The following is a 21,147-nucleotide window of genomic DNA, read 5'->3' as shown; positions in this document are numbered from 1 at the left end:
GCGACTGACCGCGGTCGTCACCCGCGGGAGCTGCGGGCCGTCCGGCCCCGGACCACCCCGACCATGGCCTGGGTCTGCCCGTCGTCGCGCTCCACGAGCCACGCCAGCCCCACGCGGGTCGGCGGCAGGTCGCTGACCGGCCGGCTGGCGACGTCCTTGCGGTGCAGGAGGCGGGCGACCGACATCGGCAGCAGCGCGATCCCCGCGCCGGACGCGACCACCTCGACGGCGTCGCGCTCACCCATCTCCGGCCAGGCCAGCTGCTCGACGTCCGGGGTCCACCCCGAGCGGTGGGGCAGGACCAGCTGCTCGTCAGTGAGGTCGTCGAGGGAGACCTCGGTGGCGGCGGTCGCGAAGTGGTCCCGGGGGACGACCACGACCGCGACCTCGTCGTACAGCTCGACCAGGTGCAGCCCGTCCCGGTCGACGGGCAGCCGGACCAGGCACATGTCGACGACTCCCTCGCGGAGCACGCGCTCCTGCTCGGCCTCGGCCACCGGCACCAGCTCGAGCGGGCCCCGGCGCTGGTCGCGCCAGGCCCGGGCCCACTTGTCGGGCGTGGTCCCGGTGACGAACCCGAGTCGCAACCGCGGCGTCACGGCTCGCGGAACCCGAGCCCGCGCTCGGAGAGCGCGTCGCCGAGGCGGTCGAGCGCGACCGGGCCGACGCCGTGGAGGGCCAGCAGCTCCGCCGGAGTCCACCCGGTCACCTGCTCGAGGGTGGTGACACCCTCGACGCGCAGGGCACCGGTCGCGGGAGCGCCGATGGCGCGGGGGAGCGGCGTGCCGTCCGGTCGCGGTGCCCGTTGCCGGGGCTGTCCGTCGTGGTCGAGGACGGCCTCGCCGCGCGGTGAGACCCGGTAGCCGATGGCGAGCGACTCGGTCAGCCCGAGCTCCTTGAGCTTCCGGACGTCGGCCTTCCACGCGAGGGTCTCGCGGCCGAGCTGCGCAGCCAGGTCAGGTGCGCGGACACCGGGGTTGCGGTCGATGATCTCCAGGGTCGCCCGGGTCCAGGCGCCGTGCCGCGAGGCGGCGTCGAGGCGGTCCAGCCGGGCCAGGATCGTCGCGAGCTCCTCGGGCTCCGGCACCTGCTCGCGCAGCGCCTCCCGCGGGTCCGCGCCGGCGTACCGGAGGCCGACGCGCCAGACCGGACGGTCGGTGCGGTGGGCCAGGGCCTGCTTGAGCTCGGCCAGCGACGCAGCACCCGCGCGGCGCGCGTCGCCTGCCCGCAGCGCGCCCAGCGGCACCTGCTCGACCGAGAGGACCTCGACGACCCCCACCGGGGTCCGCATCCGGGTGCCGACCCTCACCCGGGGCCGGTCCCACCGACGGAACGCGAGGTCGATCTCGCCGGCCTTGATCGCCGTCAGCTCGGCGGGGCGGATCATCACGGGCCCAGTCCATCACGCCGCGGCGACACAGCGCAGGCCCCGCGCCCCGTCACCGTGCGAGCCCGGCTCCTGGTCCTCCGGACGGGCGAAATCTCCCCGATTCTCTGGCGCGACGCCCGCTCCCCGTGGACACTGGCTCCCCGATGTCGACAAGGGGGACTCTCGGACATGACACACGCATGGGGACGACGGATGGGCACGCACCGACACCGAGTGGAACGTCGATGAGGAGGAGTCGCCGGCGGAGACCGGCGCCCGCGTTGTCGATCCCCGAGCACCGAAGCGGCTCCGTAGCCGTAGCGGACAGTTCCGCCCCACCGTCACCAAGGAGCACCGACATGCCCGAGACCACCGATCCGCAGGAGCTGTACCACCGGCTCGCGGACGTCCTGGAGGAGTACTCCGGGATCGACGTCACCGACGACGAGCGGCGCGACGAGATCTTCGTCGACTTCTGTCGCGACTTCCTCGCCGGCAGCCGACCCGGCCCCGCTCCCGCGGAGGCCGAGGCCGAGGCGGGGGCGGAGGCGCTCCCGCCAGCGGACGGTCAGGGCCGGTGGCCGGGTGAGATCCACCAGATGATCGAGGTGGCCGGGCGGCGGGTCGCCGACCTCGGCGAGACGAACCCGCTGGACAGCGAGTACGCGAGCGGGGTCCTCGACGGGCTGGTCTGGGCCACGGGCGCCGAGCCCTCGCAGGCGATGACCCCGCTGGTCGACGCCCACGTCCGCCGCCAGCGGGCCCTGGAGGTCCTCGGCGAGCACCAGAGCCTCATCGCCGAGGCCGCCGAGCTGTTCGGGCACCACGACGGCTCCGACGGGCCGGTCCACCTCGACGAGGACGGGGTCTCCTCGGAGTACGCCCGCGGGGTCGTGGAGCTGCTGCTGCGGCAGCTGGGGCTCGACGCCGACGACGCCGACTCGGTGTGCGAGGCCCTCCGGCTCGCACCGGGGACGGCCGAGGAGCTCCACGTGAGGGCCGCACACGAGGGCTGACGTGCAACACCGCCTCTGCCGTGCATCGATGCAGGTCAGAGGCGGTGGGGAGTGTCCGAGGGGGGACTTGAACCCCCACGCCCTAATACGGGCACTAGCACCTCAAGCTAGCGCGTCTGCCAATTCCGCCACCCGGACGAGTGCGTCGGGAACCTTAGCAAAGAGAGGTCCCGGATCCCGCATCGGGACGGCCGCTCCCGGTGCGTGCAAGATGGTGGCATGAGCACCGACGCCGAGACCCCGTCGTACGACCCCACGACCGAGGTCGTGGAGCTGTGCCGTGACCTGATCCGGATCGACACCTCCAACTACGGCGACCAGTCCGGACCGGGGGAGCGGAAGGCCGCGGAGCACGTCGCCACGCTGCTCGACGAGGTCGGGATCGAGTCGACCGTCGTCGAGCGTACGGCGGGGCGCACCGGCCTGATCGCCCACTGGGGAGGCGGCGGGTCGCGCGACGACGCCCTGCTGCTGCACGCCCACCTCGACGTGGTGCCGGCCGCCGCGGAGGACTGGCAGGTCGACCCGTTCTCGGGCGAGATCCAGGACGGGTGCGTGTGGGGCCGCGGCGCCGTCGACATGAAGGACTTCGACGCCATGCTGCTCTCCGTCGTCCGGGCCCGGACCCGCGCCGGCGCCGTGCCCGAGCGGCCGATCGTGCTGGCGTTCACCGCCGACGAGGAGGCGGGCGGACACCACGGGGCCCAGGTGATGGTCGAGGAGCACACCGAGCACTTCGACGGCGTGACCGAGGCCGTGGGCGAGGTGGGCGGGTTCAGCGCCACGGTGCGCGGGCAGCGGATCTACCTCGTCGAGGCCGCCGAGAAGGGCATGGCCTGGATGAAGCTCACCGCCCGCGGCCGCGCCGGCCACGGGTCGATGATCAACCCGGACAACGCAGTGACCCGGATCTCGCAGGCGGTGGCCCGGCTCGGTGCCCACGAGTGGCCGGTGCGGCTCACGCCGGCCATGGAGGTGCTGCTCACCACCGTCGCCGACCTCGCCGGCACCGAGGCCACGCCGGAGAACGCCGAGTCGCTGGTCGAGGAGTTCGGCTCCGCCGCGCGGATGCTCGGCGCGGTCATCCGGAACACCACCAACCCGACCATGCTGGGCGCGGGCTACAAGGCGAACGTGATCCCGACCGAGGCGACCGCCCACGTCGACGGCCGCTTCCTGCCGGGATACGAGGACGAGTTCTTCGCCACCCTGGCCGAGCTGGTCGGCGACGGGATCGAGGTCGACTACCTGTCGAACCAGCAGCCCTGGGAGACGCCGTACGACGGCGAGCTGGTCGACGCCATGCACCGCACGCTGCTCGCCGAGGACCCCGACGCGCTGGTCGCGCCGTTCCTGATGAGCGGCGGCACCGACGCCAAGCACTTCCGCAAGCTCGGCATGCGCTCCTACGGGTTCACGCCCCTCCGGCTCCCGGCCGACCTCGACTTCACCGCGCTGTTCCACGGCGTCGACGAGCGGGTCCCGGTCGACGCGCTGGAGTTCGGCGCCCGGGTCTTCGACCGGTTCCTCGACGAGGTCTAGGCCGGCTGCCGCTGCCGGATGATCCGGCGGCGCAGCACCACCCGGCGGGTGCCGTCGGACCGGATCTGCACGCGGTCCAGCTCCCAGCCGCCGTGCTCGGCGCGGTCGACCAGCAGCCGGGTGACGAAGCTGCGCGAGAACTCGCGCGAGATCAGCAGCCGGTCGAACTCCCACTCCACACCGCGGCCGAGCGGACGCTGGGTCGGGCGGGTGGTCATGCTCAGTCCCCGGAGACGTCGTCGAGGGCCGCGGTGATCTCGGCGGGGAGAGTCAGCTCGTCGGTCGTGAGGGCCGCCTCCAGCTGCGCCGCCGTACGCGCCCCCACCAGCGCCGCGGCGACGCCCGGCCGGTCGCGGACCCACAGCAGCGCCACCTGCAGCGGCGTCCACCCGAGTCCGTCGGCGGCGCGGGCGACGCCCTCGACGACCGCGCGTCCGTGCTCGTCGAGGAAGCGGTCGACGCCCGCCGCGAGCGGGCCGGCACCACGCGAGTCGGACGGGGTGCCGGTGCGGTACTTGCCGGTGAGCACGCCACCACCCAGGGGCGAGTAGGCCAGCACCCCCAGCCCCGTCGCCGCGGCCGCGGGCAGCACGTCGTGCTCGAGCTCGCGGTGGAGGAGGGAGTACTCCTCCTGGGTGCTGGCCAGCGGGACCCGGGTCGCGACGGCGTGCTGCCAGGTGGCGGCCTGGGCCAGCTGCCAGCCCGCGTAGTTCGAGACGCCCACGTAGCGGGCCCGGCCCGAGGCCACCGCCTGGTCGAGCGCGGCCATCGTCTCCTCGACGGGGGCCGAGTCGGACCAGACGTGGACCTGGAACAGGTCGACGTGGTCGACGCCGAGCCGGTCCAGGGAGACGTCCAGGTCCTGGAGCAGGGCGCGGCGCGAGGTATCGCGCACCCCGCCGGACGGCGTACGACGGAACCCGCCCTTGGTGGCGAGCACGACCTGCTCGCGCGGCACCACGTCGCGCAGCAGCTTGCCGAGCAGCTCCTCGGAAGCGCCGCCGCCGTAGCCGACGGCCGTGTCGACGAGCGTCCCGCCGGCGTCGACGAACGCCGCGAGCTGGTCGCGCGCCTCGTGCTGGTCGACCTGCGTGCCCCAGAGCCAGGTGCCGAGACCGAGCCGGGAGACCTTCAGACCGGTGTGCCCGAGGGCGCGATGCTGCATGGCGAGAGATTATCCGTATGGTTGGCGGCCGTGTGGGACCTCCTCAAGGCCGTCGTCCTCGGCACCCTCCAGGGCCTGACCGAGTTCCTGCCGATCTCCAGCAGCGCGCACCTGCGGATCTTCCCCGAGCTCTGGGGCTGGGGCGACCCGGGCGCGGCGTTCACCGCCGTGATCCAGATCGGCACCGAGCTCGCCGTGCTCCTCTACTTCCGCAAGGACATCTGGCGGATCGGCTCGACCTGGCTGCGCTCGCTGTGGCGGCCCGAGCTGCGCGGCCACCTGGACTCGCGGATGGGCTGGTTCATCATCATCGGGTCGCTGCCCATCGTGGTGCTCGGCGTGGTCTTCAAGGACACCATCGAGGAGGACTTCCGCAACCTCTGGGTGATCGGCACCGCGCTGGTCGTGCTCGGCATCCTGCTCGGCGTCGCCGACAGGATGAGCTCGAGCGACAAGCAGATCCGGCAGATCACGATGCGCGACGCGATCCTGATGGGCCTCGCCCAGGCGTGCGCCCTGCTCCCGGGTGTCTCCCGGTCGGGGGCGACGATCACGATGGGCCGCTTCCTCGGCTACGAGCGGGAGGCGGCGACGCGCTACGCGTTCCTGCTGGCGATCCCGGCCGTGATCGGGGCCGGGCTCTTCGAGCTGCAGGAGATCCCGCACGGCGAGAACGCCTACGGCTGGGGGCCGACCCTCGTCGCGACCGTGGTCTCGTTCCTGGTGGGGTACGCCGCGATCGCGTGGCTGCTGCGGTACGTCTCGACCCACAGCTACACGCCCTTCGTGATCTACCGGGTCGTGCTCGGCGGCGCGACCCTGATCCTGGTCTCGACCGGCGTGCTCACGCCCTGATCCGGCGCAGCTCGGGTCGTCGCGACAGGACCGCGCAGAGCACCGACATGCCGGCACCGAACGCCACGGAGGCGGTCACCAGGCCGGTCCAGCCGGCGAGCGCGCCGAACAGCGGGACGGCGACCGGCAGCACCAGCAGGTCACCGAGCGTCGTCACCGACGAGACCCGTCCGAGGTAACCGGGGTCGACCGTCGCGATGAACGCCGCGGAGATCCACACCGAGCCCAGGCCGGCCGTGATGCCGAGCAGCCCGGTGGCGAGCAGCAGCACCGGCTTGCTGGGGACCCCGACGAGGGCGATCGCGAGGCCCTGCACGACCAGCGCCGTGAAGCCCGCTGCCGCCAGCCGCTCGGGACGCCGGCGCAGGGCCGCGAGGCTGCCCACGATGGCCCCGACGGCGAACAGCGCCTCGGCCGCCCCGAGCCAGCCCGCCGACCAGCCCGCGCTGCTCACCCGCAGCGGCACGCCCAGGGTCAGCGCCGGGGCGGTGAACACGTTCAGGCCGCAGATCCCGAGCACCAGGGAACGGGTGCGGGGCATGGTCCTCAGGTGGTGCAGGGCCTGCCGCACGGCCACCAGCCCGGGGGCGCTGGTGCGGGGGAGCGCGAAGCGGGCCCGCAGCGTGGCGGCGACCACCCCCACGACGGCGAAGGTGGCGGCGTCGAGCAGCATCGTGGTGGCCGGCCCGGCCGCGACCACCAGCCACGCCCCGACCGGGGCGCCGCCGAGCCGCGCGAGCCGCTGCGCCACCTGCGACCACCCCATGACCGTCGGCAGGTCCTCGGGACGCACCAGCAGCCGGGTCATCGTCTGCAGGGCCGGCTGGGTCAGCCCGGCCACGGCGCCCAGCGCGAGAGCAACGGCCGGGAGCACGACGACCGCGGGCGCGTCGGCCCACCAGGCCAGCGCGCCGCCGACGAGCACGGCGGCCCGCCCGAGCTCCCCGGCCGCGACCACCCGCCGCGGGCCGTGGCGGTCGGCGAGCACCCCGCCGGTGAGCATCAGCGCGGCCTGGGGCAGGGTGCCGACGCCGACGACCAGGCCGGCGGCGGCCGGGTCCAGCAGGTGCACGGCGGTCCACGCCAGCGCCACCAGCCACGCGGTGTCACCGAAGGCCGAGGCCGCCACCGCCGCGACCCAGCCCATCGCGACCCGGTCGCGCCGGACCGGGGGAGCGGGGCGCAGCTCGGTCGCGGTGGCGGTCACGACTCGATCCGCACGTCGGGGAAGGCGTGCGCGAAGGCGAACACCGGGCGCCGTACGGCGTCGGGGCGGACCTCGTGGTCGGCCCGGCACTCGTCGGACCACCTCACCAGCACGTCGGTGAGCCGGCGACCCAGGTCGTCGAGCTGCTCGCGGGTGGCCATCACCGAGGTCTCGCTGGCCCGGCCGGCGCGCGACCACGGGTCGCCGGGGCCCAGTCGCCGGCGCTGCCACGCGTCGAGGGCGGCGACCTGCTCGGCGTACACCGCCCGCTCGGCCGCCACCGCCTGGGCGTGGTCGGCGGAGCCCCGCGGGAAGTCCTCGGTGCTCCACGTCATCCGGACCGGCACCCCGCGCCACCAGCTCTCGCGGGTGTCGCGGGCGAGCTCGGGGGCGGGCTCGACGAGCCCTGCGCGGTGCAGCACCTTGAGGTGGTGGCTGGCGCTGCCGGGCGCGAGGCCGCGGCGCGCGGCGAGGACGCCCACCGGCGCGGGCCCCTCCAGCTCGAGCAGCCGGTGCAACGCGGCGCGGACCGGGTGGTGCAGCGCGGCGAGCGTCGCGGCGGTGGGTCGCTGCTGCTGCAGCGGCTCGGTGGGTGCACTGTCGGCGTGGCGCCGGTCGGCGGTACGGCGGGGCATGGCGAGGACGCTAGGTGGCCTCCGCCACGACGTACAAGACCCCTTGTATGAGTCTCAGAGCCACCCGGAGCGCTTGAAGAACCACAGCAGGCCGACCGAGCTGCCGACCATCAGCAGCAGGGCCCAGACGTAGCCGAAGGTCCAGTGCAGCTCGGGCATGTGGTCGAAGTTCATGCCGTAGACGCCGGCGATCAGGGTGGGCACCACGACCAGCGCGGCGCCGGCCGAGATCTTGCGCATGTCCTCGTTCTGCTGCACCGAGATCCGCGCGAGGTGGGCGTCGAAGGCGGTGGACAGCAGGCCGTCGAGCTCGTCGACGGTCTCCGCGGTCCGGCTCAGGTGGTCGCCCACGTCCCGGAAGTACGCCGCCGCCCCGACGTCGATGCCGCGGACCGTGCCGTTGGCGAACCGGCCGACCGGCTCGCGCAGCGGCATCACCGCCCGGCGCACCTCGGCCAGCTCGCGCTTGAGGACGTAGATCCGGGCCGAGTCGTTGGTGCGCTGCTGGGAGAACACCGACATCTCGACCTCGTCGACGTCCTCGATCAGCTCGTCGACCACCTCCTCGTAGGCGTCGACCACCTGGTCGCACACGGCGTAGACGACGGCTGTCGGGCCGTGGGCCAGCACCGCCTCGCGCGCCTCGAGGTCGACCCGGGCCTGGCGGAGCGCGCCGCCGGCGCCGTGACGGACGCTGACCACGAAGTCGATACCGACGAAGAGGTTGATTTCGCCGGTCTCGACGGCGTCGTCGGCGTCGACGTACCAGAGCGTCTTCACCGTCAGGAACAGCATGTCCTCGTAGCGCTCCAGCTTGGGCCGCTGGTGGGCGTTGACGGCGTCCTCGACCGCGAGGGGGTGGAGGTGGAACGCGTTGGCGACCCGGGCGAGCTCCTGGAGGTCGGGCTCGTGGAGGCCGACCCACACGAAGTCACCGGGCTCGCAGCGCTCGCGCATGGCCCCCAGGTCGGCGATGTCGGTGTCGACCGCCACCCGGGTGCCCTTGCGGTACAGGGCGCTGTCGACGATCACGCGGCCCACGCTAGCGCCAGTACAGTCCCCGGCATGGCAACCGTGGTGCTGGTCCGGCACGCCCGATCGACCGCCAACGTCAGCGGCGTGCTCACCGGCCGTCAGCGGGGGGTGCACCTCGACGACGTCGGACGCGAGCAGGCCGAGCGGGTCGCGGGACGGCTCGCGACGGTCCCCCTGTCGGCGGTGGTGAGCAGCCCGCTGGAGCGGTGCCGCGAGACCGCGGCCGCGATCGTCAGGGCGCAGCCCGACTCCCTCCGGGTCGCGACCGACAAGGGCCTCGTCGAGTGTGACTACGGCGCGTGGGAGGGCCGGACGCTCAAGGAGCTGGCCCGCGAGAAGCTCTGGAAGGCGGTCCAGCGCCACCCGGCCGGGGTCACCTTCCCCGAGGGGGAGGCGATGGCCGCGATGGCCGCCCGGGTCGTCGCCGCCGTACGGCGTCACGACGCGCGCGTCGAGGCCGCCCACGGACCCCGGGCGGTGTGGGCCTGCGTGACCCACGGCGACCCGCTCAAGGCCGTCCTGGCCGACGCCCTCGGGCTGCACCTGGACCAGTTCCAGCGGCTCCACGTCGACCCCGCCTCGGTCTCGGTGGTCCGGTTGACGCCGGAGGGGTCGGCCGTCCTCCAGAGCAACACCCACGAGGGCGACCTCGCGTGGCTGGCCCCCCGCGGCCGGCGTCGCGCACCGCGGACCGGTGTGGTCGGCGGTGGCGCTGGGCCGTCTGACTAGGGTTGGGCCCGTGCCTGTCGTCCACTCGTTCGACCCGCCCGAGCGCTTCGTCGCGGGAACGGTCGGCACGCCCGGGGAGCGCACCTTCTTCCTCCAGGCCCGCGAGGGGCGCCGGCTGGTGAGCGTGGCCCTGGAGAAGCAGCAGGTGGTCGCGCTCGCCGAGCGGCTCGACCAGCTGCTCGACGAGCTGATGCGCTCAGACACCCGGGGCGTGGTGCCCGCGGTGGCGCCGCTCGACCTCGACGACAGCGAGCCGCTGGAGTCGCCGATCGAGGAGGAGTTCCGCGCCGGCACCATGACGCTGTCGTGGGACCCCGACACCGAGCGCGTGGTGATCGAGGTGTTCCCCTACTCCGAGGCCGCGGTGGTCGCCCCCGACCAGGTCGAGGAGGACTTCGAGGAGCCCGAGCCCGACGAGCTGCTGCTGGTGCGGCTCACCGCGGCGGCGGCGCGCTCGTTCGTCAAGCGTGCCGAGCAGGTGGTCGAGGCGGGCCGGCCGAGCTGCCCGTTCTGCGGGAACCCGGTCGACCCCGACGGCCACCTCTGCGTCCGCGCCAACGGGTTCCGACGCCGCGACCCGTGACCGCCCCGGACGCGGTCCCCGAGGACGGTGAGCTGGTCCTGCACGGGCGGATCATGCCCGCGTCCAACGCCACCTTCGTGGCCGAGGTCGGCGGCCGGCGGGTGGTCTACAAGCCGATCGCGGGGGAGCGGCCGTTGTGGGACTTCCCCGACGGGACGCTCGCCCACCGCGAGCGGGCGGCGTACGTCGTCTCGGAGGCGCTGGGCTGGGACGTCGTGCCGCCGACCATCCTGCGTGACGGCCCGCACGGCCGCGGGATGGTGCAGCTGTGGCGGGAGCCCGACCCGCAGCAGGAGGCGGTGACCGTCGTGCCCGAGGGGGCCGACCCGCCCGGCTACCTGCACGTCTTCGACGGGCTCGACCAGCACGACCGGCCGATCGCCCTGGTCCACGAGGACTCCACGCCGCTGCGGCGGATGGCGGTCTTCGACGTGCTCGTCAACAACGCCGACCGCAAGGGCGGGCACGTGCTGGAGATGGTCGGCGGCCACCGGTACGGCGTGGACCACGGTGTCTGCTTCCACCCCGACCCCAAGCTGCGGACGGTGCTGTGGGGCTGGGCCGGTGAGCCCCTGTCCGACGACGAGCTCGCCGGCGTCGACCGGCTGCTCACCGCGCTCGACGGAGAGCTGGGCGAGCAGCTCGGCGCGCTGGTCGACGACGTGGAGCTGATGCGGCTGCGGCACCGGGGGGAGCGGCTGCGGAGCACGGCGGTGTTCCCGGTCCCGCGGGGTGACTGGCCGGCCATCCCCTGGCCGCCGTTCTGAGCCGCGCGTCCCGGCGCCCGAGGGTCCCGGCTACCCTTCCCGCATGCGTGCCTGGCCCGCCCCCGAGCTCCCCGACCTCGACCCGAGCGGCCCACCCGTACGCCTCCACGACACCGCGTCCGGCGGGCTCGTCGACGTGTCACCGGCCGAGGGCCCGGCCCGCCTCTACGTCTGCGGGATCACGCCGTACGACGCCACCCACCTGGGCCACGCCGCGACGTACGTCGGCTTCGACCTGCTGGTGCGGGCCTGGCGCAACGCCGGCCACGAGGTGAGCTACGTCCAGAACGTCACCGACGTCGACGACCCGCTGCTGGAGCGGGCCCGGAAGGTCGGCGGCGACTGGCGCGAGCTGGCCGAGCGCGAGACCGCGCTCTACCGCGAGGACATGGAGGCCCTGCGGGTCCTGCCGCCCGACCACTTCGTCGGCGCCGTCGAGTCGATCCCGCTCGTGCTCGACCTGGTGCGGGAGCTGGAGCGCACCGGCTCGGTCTACCGGGTCGACGACGACCTCTACTTCTCGGTGACCGCCGACGAGGCCTTCGGCGAGCTGTCGGGCTGGACCCGCGAGCAGATGCTCGCCGTCTTCGCCGACCGCGGGGGCGACCCCGACCGGGCCGGCAAGAAGGACCCGCTCGACTGCGTGCTCTGGCGCGCCGAGCGGCCCGGCGAGCCGGCGTGGGACAGCCCGTTCGGCCGGGGCCGCCCCGGCTGGCACGTGGAGTGCACGGCCATCGCCCTCGAGCACCTCGGCCCGACCTTCGACGTCCAGGGCGGGGGCAGCGACCTGGTCTTCCCGCACCACGAGATGTGCGCCTCCGAGGCGCAGGTCGCCCGCGGCGGTGCCCGGTTCGCCCGGGCCTACGCCCACGCCGGGATGGTCGGCTACGACGGCGAGAAGATGTCGAAGTCCCGCGGCAACCTAGTGTTCGTGAGCGCGCTGCGGCGCAGCGACGTGGACCCGATGGCGATCCGGCTGGCGCTGCTCCGCCACCACTACCGCGCCGACTGGGAGTGGACCGACGAGGAGCTCTGGGACGCCGTCGACACCCTGGCGACCTGGCGTCGGGCGCTCTCCCTGGGCGCGGGCGCCTCGGCCGGCCCGGTGGTCGACGGGGTGCTCGCGGCGCTCGCCGACGACCTCGACGCCCCGTCGGCCGTGGCCGCCGTCCAGGGCTGGGTCGACGCGACCCTCGGCACCGGCGGACTCGCCGACACCTCCGACCCCGACGCCGCCGGCCAGGTCCACCGGCTCCTCGACGCGGCCCTCGGGCTGTCGCTCTAGCGGACCGGCCCGGTTGCGAGCGCGGCGTCGACCGCAGCCAGTGCGTGCGGCGGGGTGGTCGGGACGTGGTGGCACTCGAAGTCGGGTCCCACCAGCAGCTCGATCCTGGTGCAGCCGAGCAGGCCGATCGTCCGCGGCTCAGCCATCGTCGGGGCGGTTGTTGCGCTTGAGGTACCGCTCGAACTCGCGCGCGATGGCCTCCCCGGAGGCCTCGGGCAGGTCGGTGGTGTCGCGGGTCTCCTCGAGCGCGCGGACGTAGTCGGCGACGTCCTCGTCCTCCTCGGCCAGCTCGTCGACCCCGCGCTCCCAGGCGCGGGCCTCCTCGGGCAGGTCGCCGAGCGGGATGCTGGCCTGGAGCAGGTCCTCGAGCTGGCCGAGCAGGGCCAGGGTCGCCTTGGGGCACGGCGGCTGGGGGACGTAGTGGGGCACCGCCGCCCAGTACGACACCGCCGGCACGTCGAGCCGGACGCACGCGTCCTGGAAGACCCCGACGATCCCCGTCGGCCCCTCGTAGGTCGACTGCTCCAGCTTGAGGCGGTCGACCAGGTCCGGCTCGGTCGCGGTGCCGGTCAGGGGGATCGGCCGGGTGTGCGGGGTGTCGGCCAGCAGCGCACCGAAGGTCACCACCAGCTGCCCGCCGAGGTCGTCGCAGGCCGCGAGGAGCTCGGCGCAGAACTGGCGCCACCGGAGGTTGGGCTCGATGCCGCGGACCAGGATCACGTCGCGGTCGAGGTCGGGCGGGGATGCGACCGCGATCTGGGTGGTCTGCCACACCAGGCGCCGGTGCCCGCGCTCGTCGGTGCCGACCGTGGGCCGGTTCACCTGGAAGTCGTAGAAGTCCTCGGGGTCGACGTGTCCCACGACCCTCGCGTCCCACGCCTCCATGAGGTGGTCGACCACGGCGGAGGAGGAGTCGGCGGCGTCGTTCCACCCGGCGAAGGCAGCGATGACGATGGGGTCCACCAGCTCGGGGACGTCCTCGATCTCGATCACCGCTCCACCCTACGGCCCACCGCCCGGTGCGCAGTGGCGATTAGGCCGTCTGTTCGGCCCGGTGCCACGATGCCCGTGTCACCATCCGGGAACGACGTCCACCACTCGGACGGGCGTCCCTACGCTGGTGGCAGAGCCGGCGCTCGAGAGGAGACCCGTGTCCGACACCGCCCAGCGGCCCGACGCGACCGAGGCCCTCACGAGCGCGCTCCGGGAGCGGATCCTCGTGATCGACGGGGCGATGGGCACGCTCATCCAGGGTCACCAGCTCGGCGAGGCCGACTACCGCGGCGCGGCGTTCGCCGACCACGGCCACGACCTCAAGGGCGACTCCGACGTCCTCTCGCTGAGCCAGCCCGACATCATCCGCGACATCCACCGGCACTACCTCGAGGCGGGCGCCGACCTCGTCTGCACCAACTCGTTCACGGCGTCGAGCATCTCCCAGGCCGACTACGGGCTGCAGGACCACTGCTACGAGATGAACCGGGCGGCCGCCTCGCTGGCCCGCGAGGCCGCCGACGCAGCGGCCACCGACGAGCGACCGCGCTTCGTCGCCGGCTCGCTCGGCCCGACGAACAAGACCGCCTCGATCTCCCCGGACGTCAACGACCCCGGTGCCCGCAACGTGTCCTTCGACGAGCTGGTCGAGTCCTACCTCCAGGAGGCGCGGGGCCTGGTCGACGGCGGCGCCGACCTGCTGCTGGTCGAGACGATCTTCGACACCCTCAACGCCAAGGCGGCGATCTTCGCCGTCGAGACGCTGTTCGAGGAGCAGGGGCGACGCTGGCCGGTGTGGATCTCCGGCACCATCACCGACGCGAGCGGGCGGACCCTGTCCGGGCAGACCACCGAGGCGTTCTGGAACAGCGTCCGTCACGTCCGGCCGCTCGTCGTCGGCCTCAACTGCGCGCTCGGCGCCGCCGACCTCCGACCGTACGTCGCCGAGCTGGCCCGCGTCGCCGACTGCTTCGTCTCCGCCCACCCCAACGCCGGGCTGCCCAACGAGTTCGGCGAGTACGACGAGACCCCCGACCAGATGGCCGAGGTGCTGGGCGACTTCGCGGCGTCGGGCCTGGTGAACCTGACCGGCGGCTGCTGCGGCACCACCCCCGAGCACATCGAGGCGATCGCGACGGCGGTCAAGGGGGCCGAGCCCCGCATCCCCGCCGACCCGGCCCCGGCGATGCGGCTCTCCGGGCTCGAGCCGTTCACGATCGACGCCGACAGCCTGTTCGTCAACGTGGGGGAGCGGACCAACATCACCGGCTCCGCCCGGTTCCGCAACCTGATCAAGGACGGCGACTACGACACCGCCCTCTCGGTCGCCGCGCAGCAGGTGGAGAACGGCGCGCAGGTCATCGACGTCAACATGGACGAGGGGATGATCGACGGCGTCGCCGCGATGGACCGGTTCCTCAAGCTGGTCGCCGGCGAGCCCGACATCAGCCGGGTCCCGGTCATGGTCGACTCCTCGAAGTGGGAGGTCATCGAGGCCGGGCTCAAGTGCGTCCAGGGCAAGCCCGTCGTCAACTCGATCTCGCTGAAGGAGGGGGAGGAGCCGTTCGTCGAGCACGCCCGGCTGTGCCGTCGCTACGGCGCCGCCGCGGTCGTGATGGCCTTCGACGAGGACGGCCAGGCCGACTCCCTCGAGCGCCGTACCGAGATCTGCGAGCGGGCCTACCGCATCCTCACCGAGCAGGTCGGGTTCCCGGCCGAGGACATCATCTTCGACCCCAACGTGTTCGCGGTCGCGACCGGGATCGAGGAGCACGCGACGTACGGCCGGGACTTCATCGAGGCGACCCGGTGGATCAAGCAGAACCTGCCCGGCGCCCGGGTCTCCGGCGGCATCTCCAACGTCAGCTTCTCCTTCCGCGGCAACAACCCGGTGCGCGAGGCGATCCACGCGGTCTTCCTGTACCACGCGATCGACGCCGGCCTCGACATGGGCATCGTCAACGCCGGCGCGCTGGCGGTGTACGACCAGGTCGACCCCGAGCTGCGGGAGCGGGTCGAGGACGTCGTCCTCAACCGCCGGCCCGACGCCGCCGAACGACTGCTGGAGGTCGCCGAGACCTACAACCGGGCCAGCAGCGACGACGACCCCACCGAGGAGGAGTGGCGCGCGCTCCCCGTCGCCGAGCGGATCACCCACGCCCTCGTGAAGGGCATCGACACTCACGTCGAGGCCGACACCGAGGAGCTGCGCGCCGAGATCGCCGAACGTGGCGGCCGCCCGATCGAGGTGATCGAGGGTCCGTTGATGCAGGGCATGGACGTCGTCGGCGACCTGTTCGGCTCCGGGAAGATGTTCCTCCCGCAGGTCGTCAAGAGCGCGCGGGTCATGAAGCGGGCAGTCGGCTACCTGATCCCCTTCATCGAGGAGGAGAAGGCCAAGGACCCCGAGCTCGCTCGGCAGAAGGACACCAACGGCACGGTCGTGATGGCCACGGTCAAGGGCGACGTCCACGACATCGGCAAGAACATCGTCGGCGTCGTGCTGCAGTGCAACAACTACGAGGTCATCGACCTCGGCGTGATGGTGCCCGCGCAGAAGATCCTCGACACGGCGCGGGAGCACGACGCCGACGCGATCGGGCTCTCCGGCCTGATCACGCCGTCCCTCGACGAGATGGTCACGATGGCCGGCGAGATGCAGCGGCAGGGCTTCGAGATCCCGCTCCTGGTCGGTGGTGCCACCACGTCGCGCGCCCACACCGCGGTCAAGGTCGACGGCAGGTACGACGGCCCCGTGGTCTGGGTCAAGGACGCCTCCCGCTCGGTCCCGACGGTCGCCGCGCTGCTCCACCCCGAGCGCCGGGAGAAGCTGCTCGCCGACGTCACCGCCGACTACGACAGCCTGCGCGCGCGCCACGCCGCCAAGCACGACCGGCCACTGGTCTCCCTCGAGCAGGCCCGCGACAACGCCAGCCCGATCGACTGGAGCGGCTACCGACCGCCCCGTCCGCGGCTGCTGCTGCGCCAGGACCACGACGTGTCGCCCCTGATCGGCCTCCAGGGGGAGACCCAGCACGTGCGCGTGTTCCGGGGCTACGACCTCTCCGAGCTGCGGCGCTACATCGACTGGCAGCCGTTCTTCAACGCGTGGGAGATGAAGGGGTCCTTCCCCGACATCCTCAACAACCCGACGACCGGTCAGGCCGCCCGCAAGCTCTACGACGACGCCCAGGAGATGCTCGACCGGCTGGCCCGTGAGAAGTGGCTGACCGCAAACGGGACCGTCGGGCTGTGGCCGGCCAACAGCGTCGGGGACGACATCGAGGTCTACCTGACCGAGAGCCGGGACGCACCCGTCGAGGTGCTGCGCCAGCTGCGCCAGCAGGGCCAGCACCGGAGCGGCGTGCCGAACCGTTCGCTCGCCGACTACGTCGCTCCCCGGGCCACCGGCCTCCGGGACTACGTGGGCGCCTTCGCGGTGACGGCGGGCCACGGCACCCAGGAGAAGGCGGCAGCGTTCAAGGCCGACCTCGACGACTACGACGCGATCCTGCTCGAGTCGCTCGCCGACCGGCTGGCCGAGGCGTTCGCCGAGCGGCTGCACCAGCGGGTCCGCACGGAGCTCTGGGGGTACGCCGGCGACGAGAGGCTCGACAACACCGAGCTGATCCGCGAGCGCTACCGCGGCATCCGGCCCGCTCCGGGCTACCCGGCCTGCCCCGACCACACCGAGAAGCTGACCCTGTGGCGGCTGCTCGACGTCGAGGCCCAGACGGGCATCGAGCTGACCGAGTCGATGGCGATGTGGCCGGGCGCATCGGTCTCGGGCTGGTACTTCTCCCACCCGGAGTCGCAGTACTTCGTCGTCGGCCGCCTCGGCCGCGACCAGGTCGCCGACTACGCCGAGCGCAAGGGCTGGACCCTCGCCGAGGCCGAGCGGTGGCTCTCGCCCAACCTCGGCTACGACCCGGAGGACTGAGTGCAGGACATGGGGAGGCTCTGGCCCGCGGCCGTGCTCTGGGACATGGACGGGACCCTCGTCGACACCGAGCCGTACTGGATCGACACGGAGTTCGCCCTCGCCGAGAAGTACGGCGGGCGCTGGTCGACCGAGCAGGCACTCAACCTGGTCGGCCTCGACCTGCTCGACTCGGGTCGCTACATCGCCGAGCACATGGGGATCGGCCTCGAGCCCTCCGAGATCGTGGAGCAGCTGCTCGACGGGGTGGTGGCCCGGGTCGAGGACACGGTCCCGTGGCGGCCGGGCGCCCGTGAGCTGGTCGACGACCTGGCGGCGGCCGGGATCCCCCGGGCGCTGGTCACCATGTCCTACCGGCGGTTCGTCGCCCCGGTGCTGGCCTCGCTCCCGCCGGACGCCTTCGACGTCGTGGTCACCGGCGACGCCGTGTCCCGCGGGAAGCCGCACCCCGATCCCTACCTCAAGGCGGCCTCCGAGCTGCGCGTGGACGCCGCTCACTGCCTGGCGATCGAGGACTCGAACACCGGAGCGAGGTCGGCGGAGTCGGCCGGCAGCCTGGTGCTGGTGGTCCCCAACCACGTCCCGGTGCTGGACGGGGAGCGCCGGGTGTTCCGCGACACCCTGGTGGGGCTCGACGCGGCCGCGCTCACCGGGCTCGGGGCCGAGCGGCCGGACATCCGCCGGTCCTAGCGGCACGGCGTGTGCCCAGGCCCGCCGTCAGCCGGTCTGTCGCCTCACCGGGTCTCGACACGCTCCGTCGCGGCTTCGTCCCTCAGCGGCGGTGGCTGCTCGACCACCATCGATCACGCCCGCCGGCGCGGTCGTGATCAGTCGACGTCCTCGGGGGTGAGGTCGCCCGGATCGGCCGGGGCGACCTCGGGCAGCGGCGGGGGAGTGCCGCCCCACTCGGGACACAGGTCGCGGAACGAGCACCAGTCGCAGAGCCGGGAACGGTTCGGGCGCCAGTCGCCGGTCTCGGTGGCTCGCTGGATGGCCCGCCAGATCGCTTCCACCTTGCGCTCGGTGGCGAGCAGGTCGCCCTCGTCGGGGACGTAGCGGAGCAGCTCGCCGTTGCCGAGGTAGACCAGCTGCAGCATCGCCGGCACCACACCACGGGTGCGCCAGATGACCAGCGCGTAGAACTTCATCTGGAAGAGCGCCTTGCCCTCGAGGTGGGGCGGGACGGCCTTGCCGGTCTTGTAGTCCACCACCCGGATCCGGCCGTCGGGGGCGACGTCGAGCCGGTCGACGAAGCCGCGCAGCAGCAGCCGAGAGTCGAGCAGCGCCTCGACGTAGAGCTCGCGCTCGGCGGGCTCGAGGAGCCGGGGGTCCTCGAGCGAGAAGTAGCGGTCGAGGACGTCGCGGCAGCTGTCGAGCCACCCGACGACCTCCGGCCCCTCGCCGGTGAACATCTCGGCCAGCTCCGGCTCGGACTCCAGCAGCCGCTCCCACGTCGGGACCAGCAGGTCACGCGCCCGGTCGGGGGTGCGGCCGGCGGCCGGGAGGTCGAACAGGTCCTCCAGGACCTGGTGGACGAGGGTGCCGCGGGCCGCCTCGGGGCTGGGAGGCTCGGGGAGCCGGTCGACGGCCCGGAACCGGTAGAGCAGCGGGCAGGTCATGAAGTCACCGGCCCGGCTCGGCGACAGCGCGCCGAGCACCTCGACGCCGTCGACCGGGGTCGACAGCGACTCGGACGGAGAGGGCCGGACAGCCATGGCTGAACCCTAGGCCGAGGGGGTGACAGGGATGCGGGAGGGCAGGGGGTGTTCGGATAGCCTCGACACGTGTCCGCAGACCATCCCTCGCCGCCTCCGGGACCCCGGGAGCGGCGCCAGCCGGAGGCCGGTCGGCGACCTCCCGGAACGCTGCGGATCGGCACCATCGCCGGCAGCGACGTGCTGGTCTCGTCCTCCTGGTTCTTCGTCGCCGGACTGATCGCGGTGGTGATCGCGCCGCGGGTCGACCAGGTGTCTCCCGGACTCGGTGCGTGGAAGTACGTCGCCGGCGTGCTGTTCGCGGTGCTGCTCTACTTCTCCGTGCTGCTGCACGAGATCTCGCACGCCCTGATGGCCAAGCGCTACGGGTTCCCGGTCTCCGCGATCACCCTGCACTTCCTCGGCGGGATGACCGCCATCGAGGGGGAGGCACGGCGCCCGGGCGAGGAGTTCGCGATCGCGGTGGTCGGGCCGCTGACCTCGCTCGCCGTGGGGGGCGCGGCGCTGGGCCTGTGGTTCGTGACACCGGACGGACTGCTGCAGCTCGCCGTCCAGGCGCTCGCCGGGGCCAACCTGCTGGTCGGCGTCCTCAACCTCGTGCCCGGCCTGCCGCTCGACGGCGGGAGGGTGCTCAAGGCCGGCGTGTGGCGGCTCACCGGCAGCGCGCACCGGGGGACCGTCGTCGCGGCCTGGGGCGGCCGGGTGACCGCGGTCGCCGCGCTCTGCTGGCCGCTCGCGATGGAGGCCTTCCTCGGTCTCGAGCCCGACGTCATCGACTTCGTGCTGGCCTTCGTCGTGGGGCTGTTCCTCTGGACCGGCGCGACCGCCGCGCTCAGCTCGGCCCGGATCCGCCGGCGGCTGCCGGCCCTGGTCGCCCGCGGCCTGGCCCGCCGTACCCTCTCCGTTCCGGAGGACCTGCCGCTGGCCGAGGCGGTGCGCCGGGCGCGCGAGGCTCACGCGGGCGGCATCGTCACCGTCACCGGTGCGGGGAGGCCGGTCGGGCTGGTCAACGAGGCCGCGCTGGTGGCGACACCGGAGGAGCGGCGGCCCTGGGTCGCGGTGTCGACGGTGGCGCGCACGCTCGAGGACGGGCTGACGCTCCCGGCGACCCTCCACGGCGAGGAGCTGGTGCAGGCCCTCGGCCGGACCCCGGCGACGGAGTACCTGCTGGTCGAGGGCGACGGCTCGGTCTACGGTGTGCTGGCCACCTCCGACGTCGAGCGCGCGTTCCGGGAGACCGACCCACGTGGCTGACCACGAGACCGCCCGCCCGGACGGCACGGCCGACGTCGCACCGGAGGCCTGGTCCGGCGTCCACCGCGGGCCGCTGCGTCCCGGGGAGTGGGTGCGGCTCACCGACAGCAAGGGTCGCCGTCACAACTTCGAGCTGGTCCCCGGCAAGCGGTTCTTCTCCAACAAGGGACACCTCGAGCACGACGACCTGATCGGCCGCGACGAGGGGTTCACCGTCGCCTCGTCCGCCGGGGGCGAGTACCTCGTCTTCCGCCCCCTGCTCTCCGAGTACGCCGTCTCCATGCCGCGGGGGGCGGCGGTGATCTACCCCAAGGACGCCGCCCAGATCGTCGCGCTGGCCGACGTGTTCCCGGGGGCCGACGTGATCGAGGCCGGGGTCGGCTCCGGGGCCCTGACCTGCTCCCTGCTGCGGGCGGTCGGGCCGCACGGCCGCGTGTCGTCGTACGAGCGGCGCGAGGAGTTCGCCGACGTGGCGCGGCGCAACGTCACCCAGTTCTTCGGCACCACGCCGGGGGGCGGTACCCATCCCGCCTGGGAGCTGACCCTGGGCGACCTCGCCGAGGAGCTGCCCCGTCGCGGCGACCTGGTCGACCGGGTGGTCCTCGACATGCTCGCCCCGTGGGACTGCGTCGATGCCGTCGCCGGCGCCCTGCGGCCCGGCGGGATCGTCTGTGCCTACGTGGCGACCACCACCCAGCTCTCGCGCTACGTCGAGACGCTGCGGGCGCACGGCGGGTTCACCGAGCCCAGCGCCTGGGAGTCGCTGGTGAGGGACTGGCACGTCGAGGGTCTCGCCGTCCGGCCCGGGCACTCGATGATCGGCCACACGGCCTTCCTGGTGACCGCGCGACGGATGGCGCCCGGCGAGCGGCCGCCGCAGAAGCGTCGTCGGCCGGCCCCCGGCGCCTACGGTCCCGACTACACGGGTCCGCGCCCGCCCGACCTGCCCCCGCAGGTGCTCGGGGAGCACCTCGACGGCTGACCCGAGCCGCCGGATCGCGACCGAAACGTGTCCACGGAACGGAGCGTTGTGGCTTCCCTCGTCTCGCCGCACGAG

At 73.4% G+C, this 21,147-nt stretch carries 21 protein-coding genes and 1 tRNA gene; 11 read left to right on the top strand and 11 right to left on the bottom strand.

What is annotated here, in order from left to right; genetic code table 11:
* Positions 1 to 17 precede the first annotated feature (17 nt).
* On the bottom strand, positions 18 to 599 hold the full coding sequence (locus tag ACQ1X7_RS12000; protein WP_432478435.1) for a LysR family transcriptional regulator substrate-binding protein: 582 nt from the start codon (positions 597 to 599) through the stop codon (positions 18 to 20).
* A complete protein-coding gene (locus tag ACQ1X7_RS11995) occupies positions 596 to 1,390 on the bottom strand; it encodes a hypothetical protein (protein WP_432478434.1) in 795 nt (264 codons plus the stop codon). Before ACQ1X7_RS11995 ends, ACQ1X7_RS12000 begins: the two co-directional genes overlap by 4 nt.
* A 338-nt stretch (positions 1,391 to 1,728) precedes the next feature.
* On the opposite strand from ACQ1X7_RS11995, the gene ACQ1X7_RS11990 reads away from it, so the two are divergent.
* Positions 1,729 to 2,385, top strand: coding sequence for a hypothetical protein (locus ACQ1X7_RS11990; RefSeq protein ID WP_432478433.1), 657 nt, complete (start codon positions 1,729 to 1,731; stop codon positions 2,383 to 2,385).
* Positions 2,386 to 2,437: 52 nt separating this feature from the next.
* Here the strand turns inward: ACQ1X7_RS11990 and ACQ1X7_RS11985 are convergent.
* A tRNA-Leu gene (locus tag ACQ1X7_RS11985) sits at positions 2,438 to 2,523 on the bottom strand.
* A gap of 81 nt (positions 2,524 to 2,604) precedes the next feature.
* Here ACQ1X7_RS11985 and ACQ1X7_RS11980 point away from each other — a divergent pair.
* The gene (locus tag ACQ1X7_RS11980; RefSeq protein WP_432478432.1) at positions 2,605 to 3,927 is read left to right on the top strand and encodes a M20/M25/M40 family metallo-hydrolase; all 1,323 of its coding nucleotides are present in this window, start codon (positions 2,605 to 2,607) and stop codon (positions 3,925 to 3,927) included.
* Here ACQ1X7_RS11980 and ACQ1X7_RS11975 read toward each other — a convergent pair.
* Together ACQ1X7_RS11975 and ACQ1X7_RS11970 are read right to left on the bottom strand one after the other, a co-directional pair.
* Entirely contained in the window at positions 3,924 to 4,145 is a 222-nt protein-coding gene (locus tag ACQ1X7_RS11975; RefSeq protein ID WP_432478431.1) for a DUF5703 family protein, read from the bottom strand. The two genes, ACQ1X7_RS11980 and ACQ1X7_RS11975, sit on opposite strands and share 4 nt — an antisense overlap.
* 2 nt (positions 4,146 to 4,147) lie before the next feature.
* On the bottom strand, positions 4,148 to 5,092 hold the full coding sequence (locus ACQ1X7_RS11970) for an aldo/keto reductase (protein ID WP_432478430.1): 945 nt from the start codon (positions 5,090 to 5,092) through the stop codon (positions 4,148 to 4,150).
* A gap of 30 nt (positions 5,093 to 5,122) precedes the next feature.
* Here ACQ1X7_RS11970 and ACQ1X7_RS11965 point away from each other — a divergent pair, with 30 nt between their 5' ends.
* Positions 5,123 to 5,947 carry an undecaprenyl-diphosphate phosphatase gene (locus ACQ1X7_RS11965; RefSeq protein WP_432478429.1) on the top strand — a complete coding sequence of 275 codons (825 nt, stop codon included), beginning with the start codon at positions 5,123 to 5,125 and terminating at the stop codon, positions 5,945 to 5,947.
* Here the strand turns inward: ACQ1X7_RS11965 and ACQ1X7_RS11960 are convergent.
* Genes ACQ1X7_RS11960 through corA form a run of 3 tightly spaced genes read right to left on the bottom strand, consistent with a single transcriptional unit; the run spans position 5,937 to position 8,821 of the window.
* Positions 5,937 to 7,154 carry an MFS transporter gene (locus ACQ1X7_RS11960; RefSeq protein WP_432478428.1) on the bottom strand — a complete coding sequence of 406 codons (1,218 nt, stop codon included), beginning with the start codon at positions 7,152 to 7,154 and terminating at the stop codon, positions 5,937 to 5,939. The genes ACQ1X7_RS11965 and ACQ1X7_RS11960 overlap by 11 nt on opposite strands.
* A complete protein-coding gene (locus ACQ1X7_RS11955) occupies positions 7,151 to 7,789 on the bottom strand; it encodes an ArsR/SmtB family transcription factor (RefSeq protein ID WP_432478427.1) in 639 nt (212 codons plus the stop codon). Before ACQ1X7_RS11955 ends, ACQ1X7_RS11960 begins: the two co-directional genes overlap by 4 nt.
* A 54-nt stretch (positions 7,790 to 7,843) precedes the next feature.
* Positions 7,844 to 8,821, bottom strand: a complete 978-nt coding sequence (gene corA / locus ACQ1X7_RS11950; RefSeq protein WP_432478426.1) for a magnesium/cobalt transporter CorA — start codon at positions 8,819 to 8,821, stop codon at positions 7,844 to 7,846.
* Between the two features lie 33 nt (positions 8,822 to 8,854).
* Here corA and ACQ1X7_RS11945 point away from each other — a divergent pair, with 33 nt between their 5' ends.
* The 4 genes from ACQ1X7_RS11945 to mshC are packed head-to-tail and all read left to right on the top strand — an operon-like array spanning position 8,855 to position 12,188.
* Entirely contained in the window at positions 8,855 to 9,553 is a 699-nt protein-coding gene (locus tag ACQ1X7_RS11945) for an MSMEG_4193 family putative phosphomutase (RefSeq protein ID WP_432478425.1), read from the top strand.
* 10 nt (positions 9,554 to 9,563) lie between these two features.
* Positions 9,564 to 10,136, top strand: a complete 573-nt coding sequence (locus ACQ1X7_RS11940; protein WP_432478424.1) for a DUF3090 domain-containing protein — start codon at positions 9,564 to 9,566, stop codon at positions 10,134 to 10,136.
* Positions 10,133 to 10,903 (top strand): SCO1664 family protein, encoded by a 771-nt coding sequence (locus ACQ1X7_RS11935; protein ID WP_432478423.1) that lies wholly within the window; start codon positions 10,133 to 10,135, stop codon positions 10,901 to 10,903. The genes ACQ1X7_RS11940 and ACQ1X7_RS11935 overlap by 4 nt, the downstream gene beginning before the upstream one ends.
* Positions 10,904 to 10,946: 43 nt before the next feature.
* The gene (mshC, locus tag ACQ1X7_RS11930; RefSeq protein WP_432478422.1) at positions 10,947 to 12,188 is read left to right on the top strand and encodes a cysteine--1-D-myo-inosityl 2-amino-2-deoxy-alpha-D-glucopyranoside ligase; all 1,242 of its coding nucleotides are present in this window, start codon (positions 10,947 to 10,949) and stop codon (positions 12,186 to 12,188) included.
* On the opposite strand, the gene ACQ1X7_RS11925 is transcribed toward mshC, so the two are convergent.
* The gene (locus tag ACQ1X7_RS11925; protein ID WP_432478421.1) at positions 12,185 to 12,334 is read right to left on the bottom strand and encodes a hypothetical protein; all 150 of its coding nucleotides are present in this window, start codon (positions 12,332 to 12,334) and stop codon (positions 12,185 to 12,187) included. The genes mshC and ACQ1X7_RS11925 overlap by 4 nt on opposite strands.
* Entirely contained in the window at positions 12,327 to 13,181 is an 855-nt protein-coding gene (locus ACQ1X7_RS11920; RefSeq protein WP_432478420.1) for a PAC2 family protein, read from the bottom strand. The genes ACQ1X7_RS11925 and ACQ1X7_RS11920 overlap by 8 nt, the downstream gene beginning before the upstream one ends.
* Positions 13,182 to 13,338: 157 nt before the next feature.
* On the opposite strand from ACQ1X7_RS11920, the gene metH reads away from it, so the two are divergent.
* Both metH and ACQ1X7_RS11910 read left to right on the top strand, forming a co-directional pair.
* On the top strand, positions 13,339 to 17,121 hold the full coding sequence (gene metH, locus ACQ1X7_RS11915) for a methionine synthase (RefSeq protein ID WP_432478419.1): 3,783 nt from the start codon (positions 13,339 to 13,341) through the stop codon (positions 17,119 to 17,121).
* 9 nt (positions 17,122 to 17,130) lie between these two features.
* A complete protein-coding gene (locus ACQ1X7_RS11910) occupies positions 17,131 to 17,811 on the top strand; it encodes an HAD family hydrolase (RefSeq protein WP_432478418.1) in 681 nt (226 codons plus the stop codon).
* Between the two features lie 137 nt (positions 17,812 to 17,948).
* Here the strand turns inward: ACQ1X7_RS11910 and ACQ1X7_RS11905 are convergent, their stop codons facing one another.
* Positions 17,949 to 18,836, bottom strand: coding sequence for a RecB family exonuclease (locus ACQ1X7_RS11905; RefSeq protein WP_432478417.1), 888 nt, complete (start codon positions 18,834 to 18,836; stop codon positions 17,949 to 17,951).
* 69 nt (positions 18,837 to 18,905) lie between these two features.
* Here ACQ1X7_RS11905 and ACQ1X7_RS11900 point away from each other — a divergent pair, with 69 nt between their 5' ends.
* Entirely contained in the window at positions 18,906 to 20,090 is a 1,185-nt protein-coding gene (locus ACQ1X7_RS11900) for a site-2 protease family protein (protein WP_432478416.1), read from the top strand.
* A complete protein-coding gene (locus ACQ1X7_RS11895) occupies positions 20,083 to 21,072 on the top strand; it encodes a tRNA (adenine-N1)-methyltransferase (protein ID WP_432478415.1) in 990 nt (329 codons plus the stop codon). The genes ACQ1X7_RS11900 and ACQ1X7_RS11895 overlap by 8 nt, the downstream gene beginning before the upstream one ends.
* Positions 21,073 to 21,147: the final 75 nt, after the last annotated feature.

This window comes from Nocardioides sp. GXQ0305, from assembly GCF_050880345.1.
Lineage (GTDB): Bacteria > Actinomycetota > Actinomycetes > Propionibacteriales > Nocardioidaceae > Nocardioides.
This window is presented reverse-complemented; position numbering and strand designations above follow the sequence as displayed.

Coding starts and splice junctions, on each gene's coding strand:
- ACQ1X7_RS11910 (WP_432478418.1), top strand. CDS start 17,131: ATGGGGAGGCTCTGGCCCGCGGCCGTGCTCTGGGACATGGACGGGACC.
- ACQ1X7_RS11990 (WP_432478433.1), top strand. CDS start 1,729: ATGCCCGAGACCACCGATCCGCAGGAGCTGTACCACCGGCTCGCGGAC.
- ACQ1X7_RS11955 (WP_432478427.1), bottom strand. CDS start 7,789: ATGCCCCGCCGTACCGCCGACCGGCGCCACGCCGACAGTGCACCCACC.
- ACQ1X7_RS11945 (WP_432478425.1), top strand. CDS start 8,855: ATGGCAACCGTGGTGCTGGTCCGGCACGCCCGATCGACCGCCAACGTC.
- ACQ1X7_RS11970 (WP_432478430.1), bottom strand. CDS start 5,092: ATGCAGCATCGCGCCCTCGGGCACACCGGTCTGAAGGTCTCCCGGCTC.
- ACQ1X7_RS11980 (WP_432478432.1), top strand. CDS start 2,605: ATGAGCACCGACGCCGAGACCCCGTCGTACGACCCCACGACCGAGGTC.
- mshC (WP_432478422.1), top strand. CDS start 10,947: ATGCGTGCCTGGCCCGCCCCCGAGCTCCCCGACCTCGACCCGAGCGGC.
- ACQ1X7_RS11975 (WP_432478431.1), bottom strand. CDS start 4,145: ATGACCACCCGCCCGACCCAGCGTCCGCTCGGCCGCGGTGTGGAGTGG.
- ACQ1X7_RS11925 (WP_432478421.1), bottom strand. CDS start 12,334: ATGGCTGAGCCGCGGACGATCGGCCTGCTCGGCTGCACCAGGATCGAG.
- ACQ1X7_RS11905 (WP_432478417.1), bottom strand. CDS start 18,836: ATGGCTGTCCGGCCCTCTCCGTCCGAGTCGCTGTCGACCCCGGTCGAC.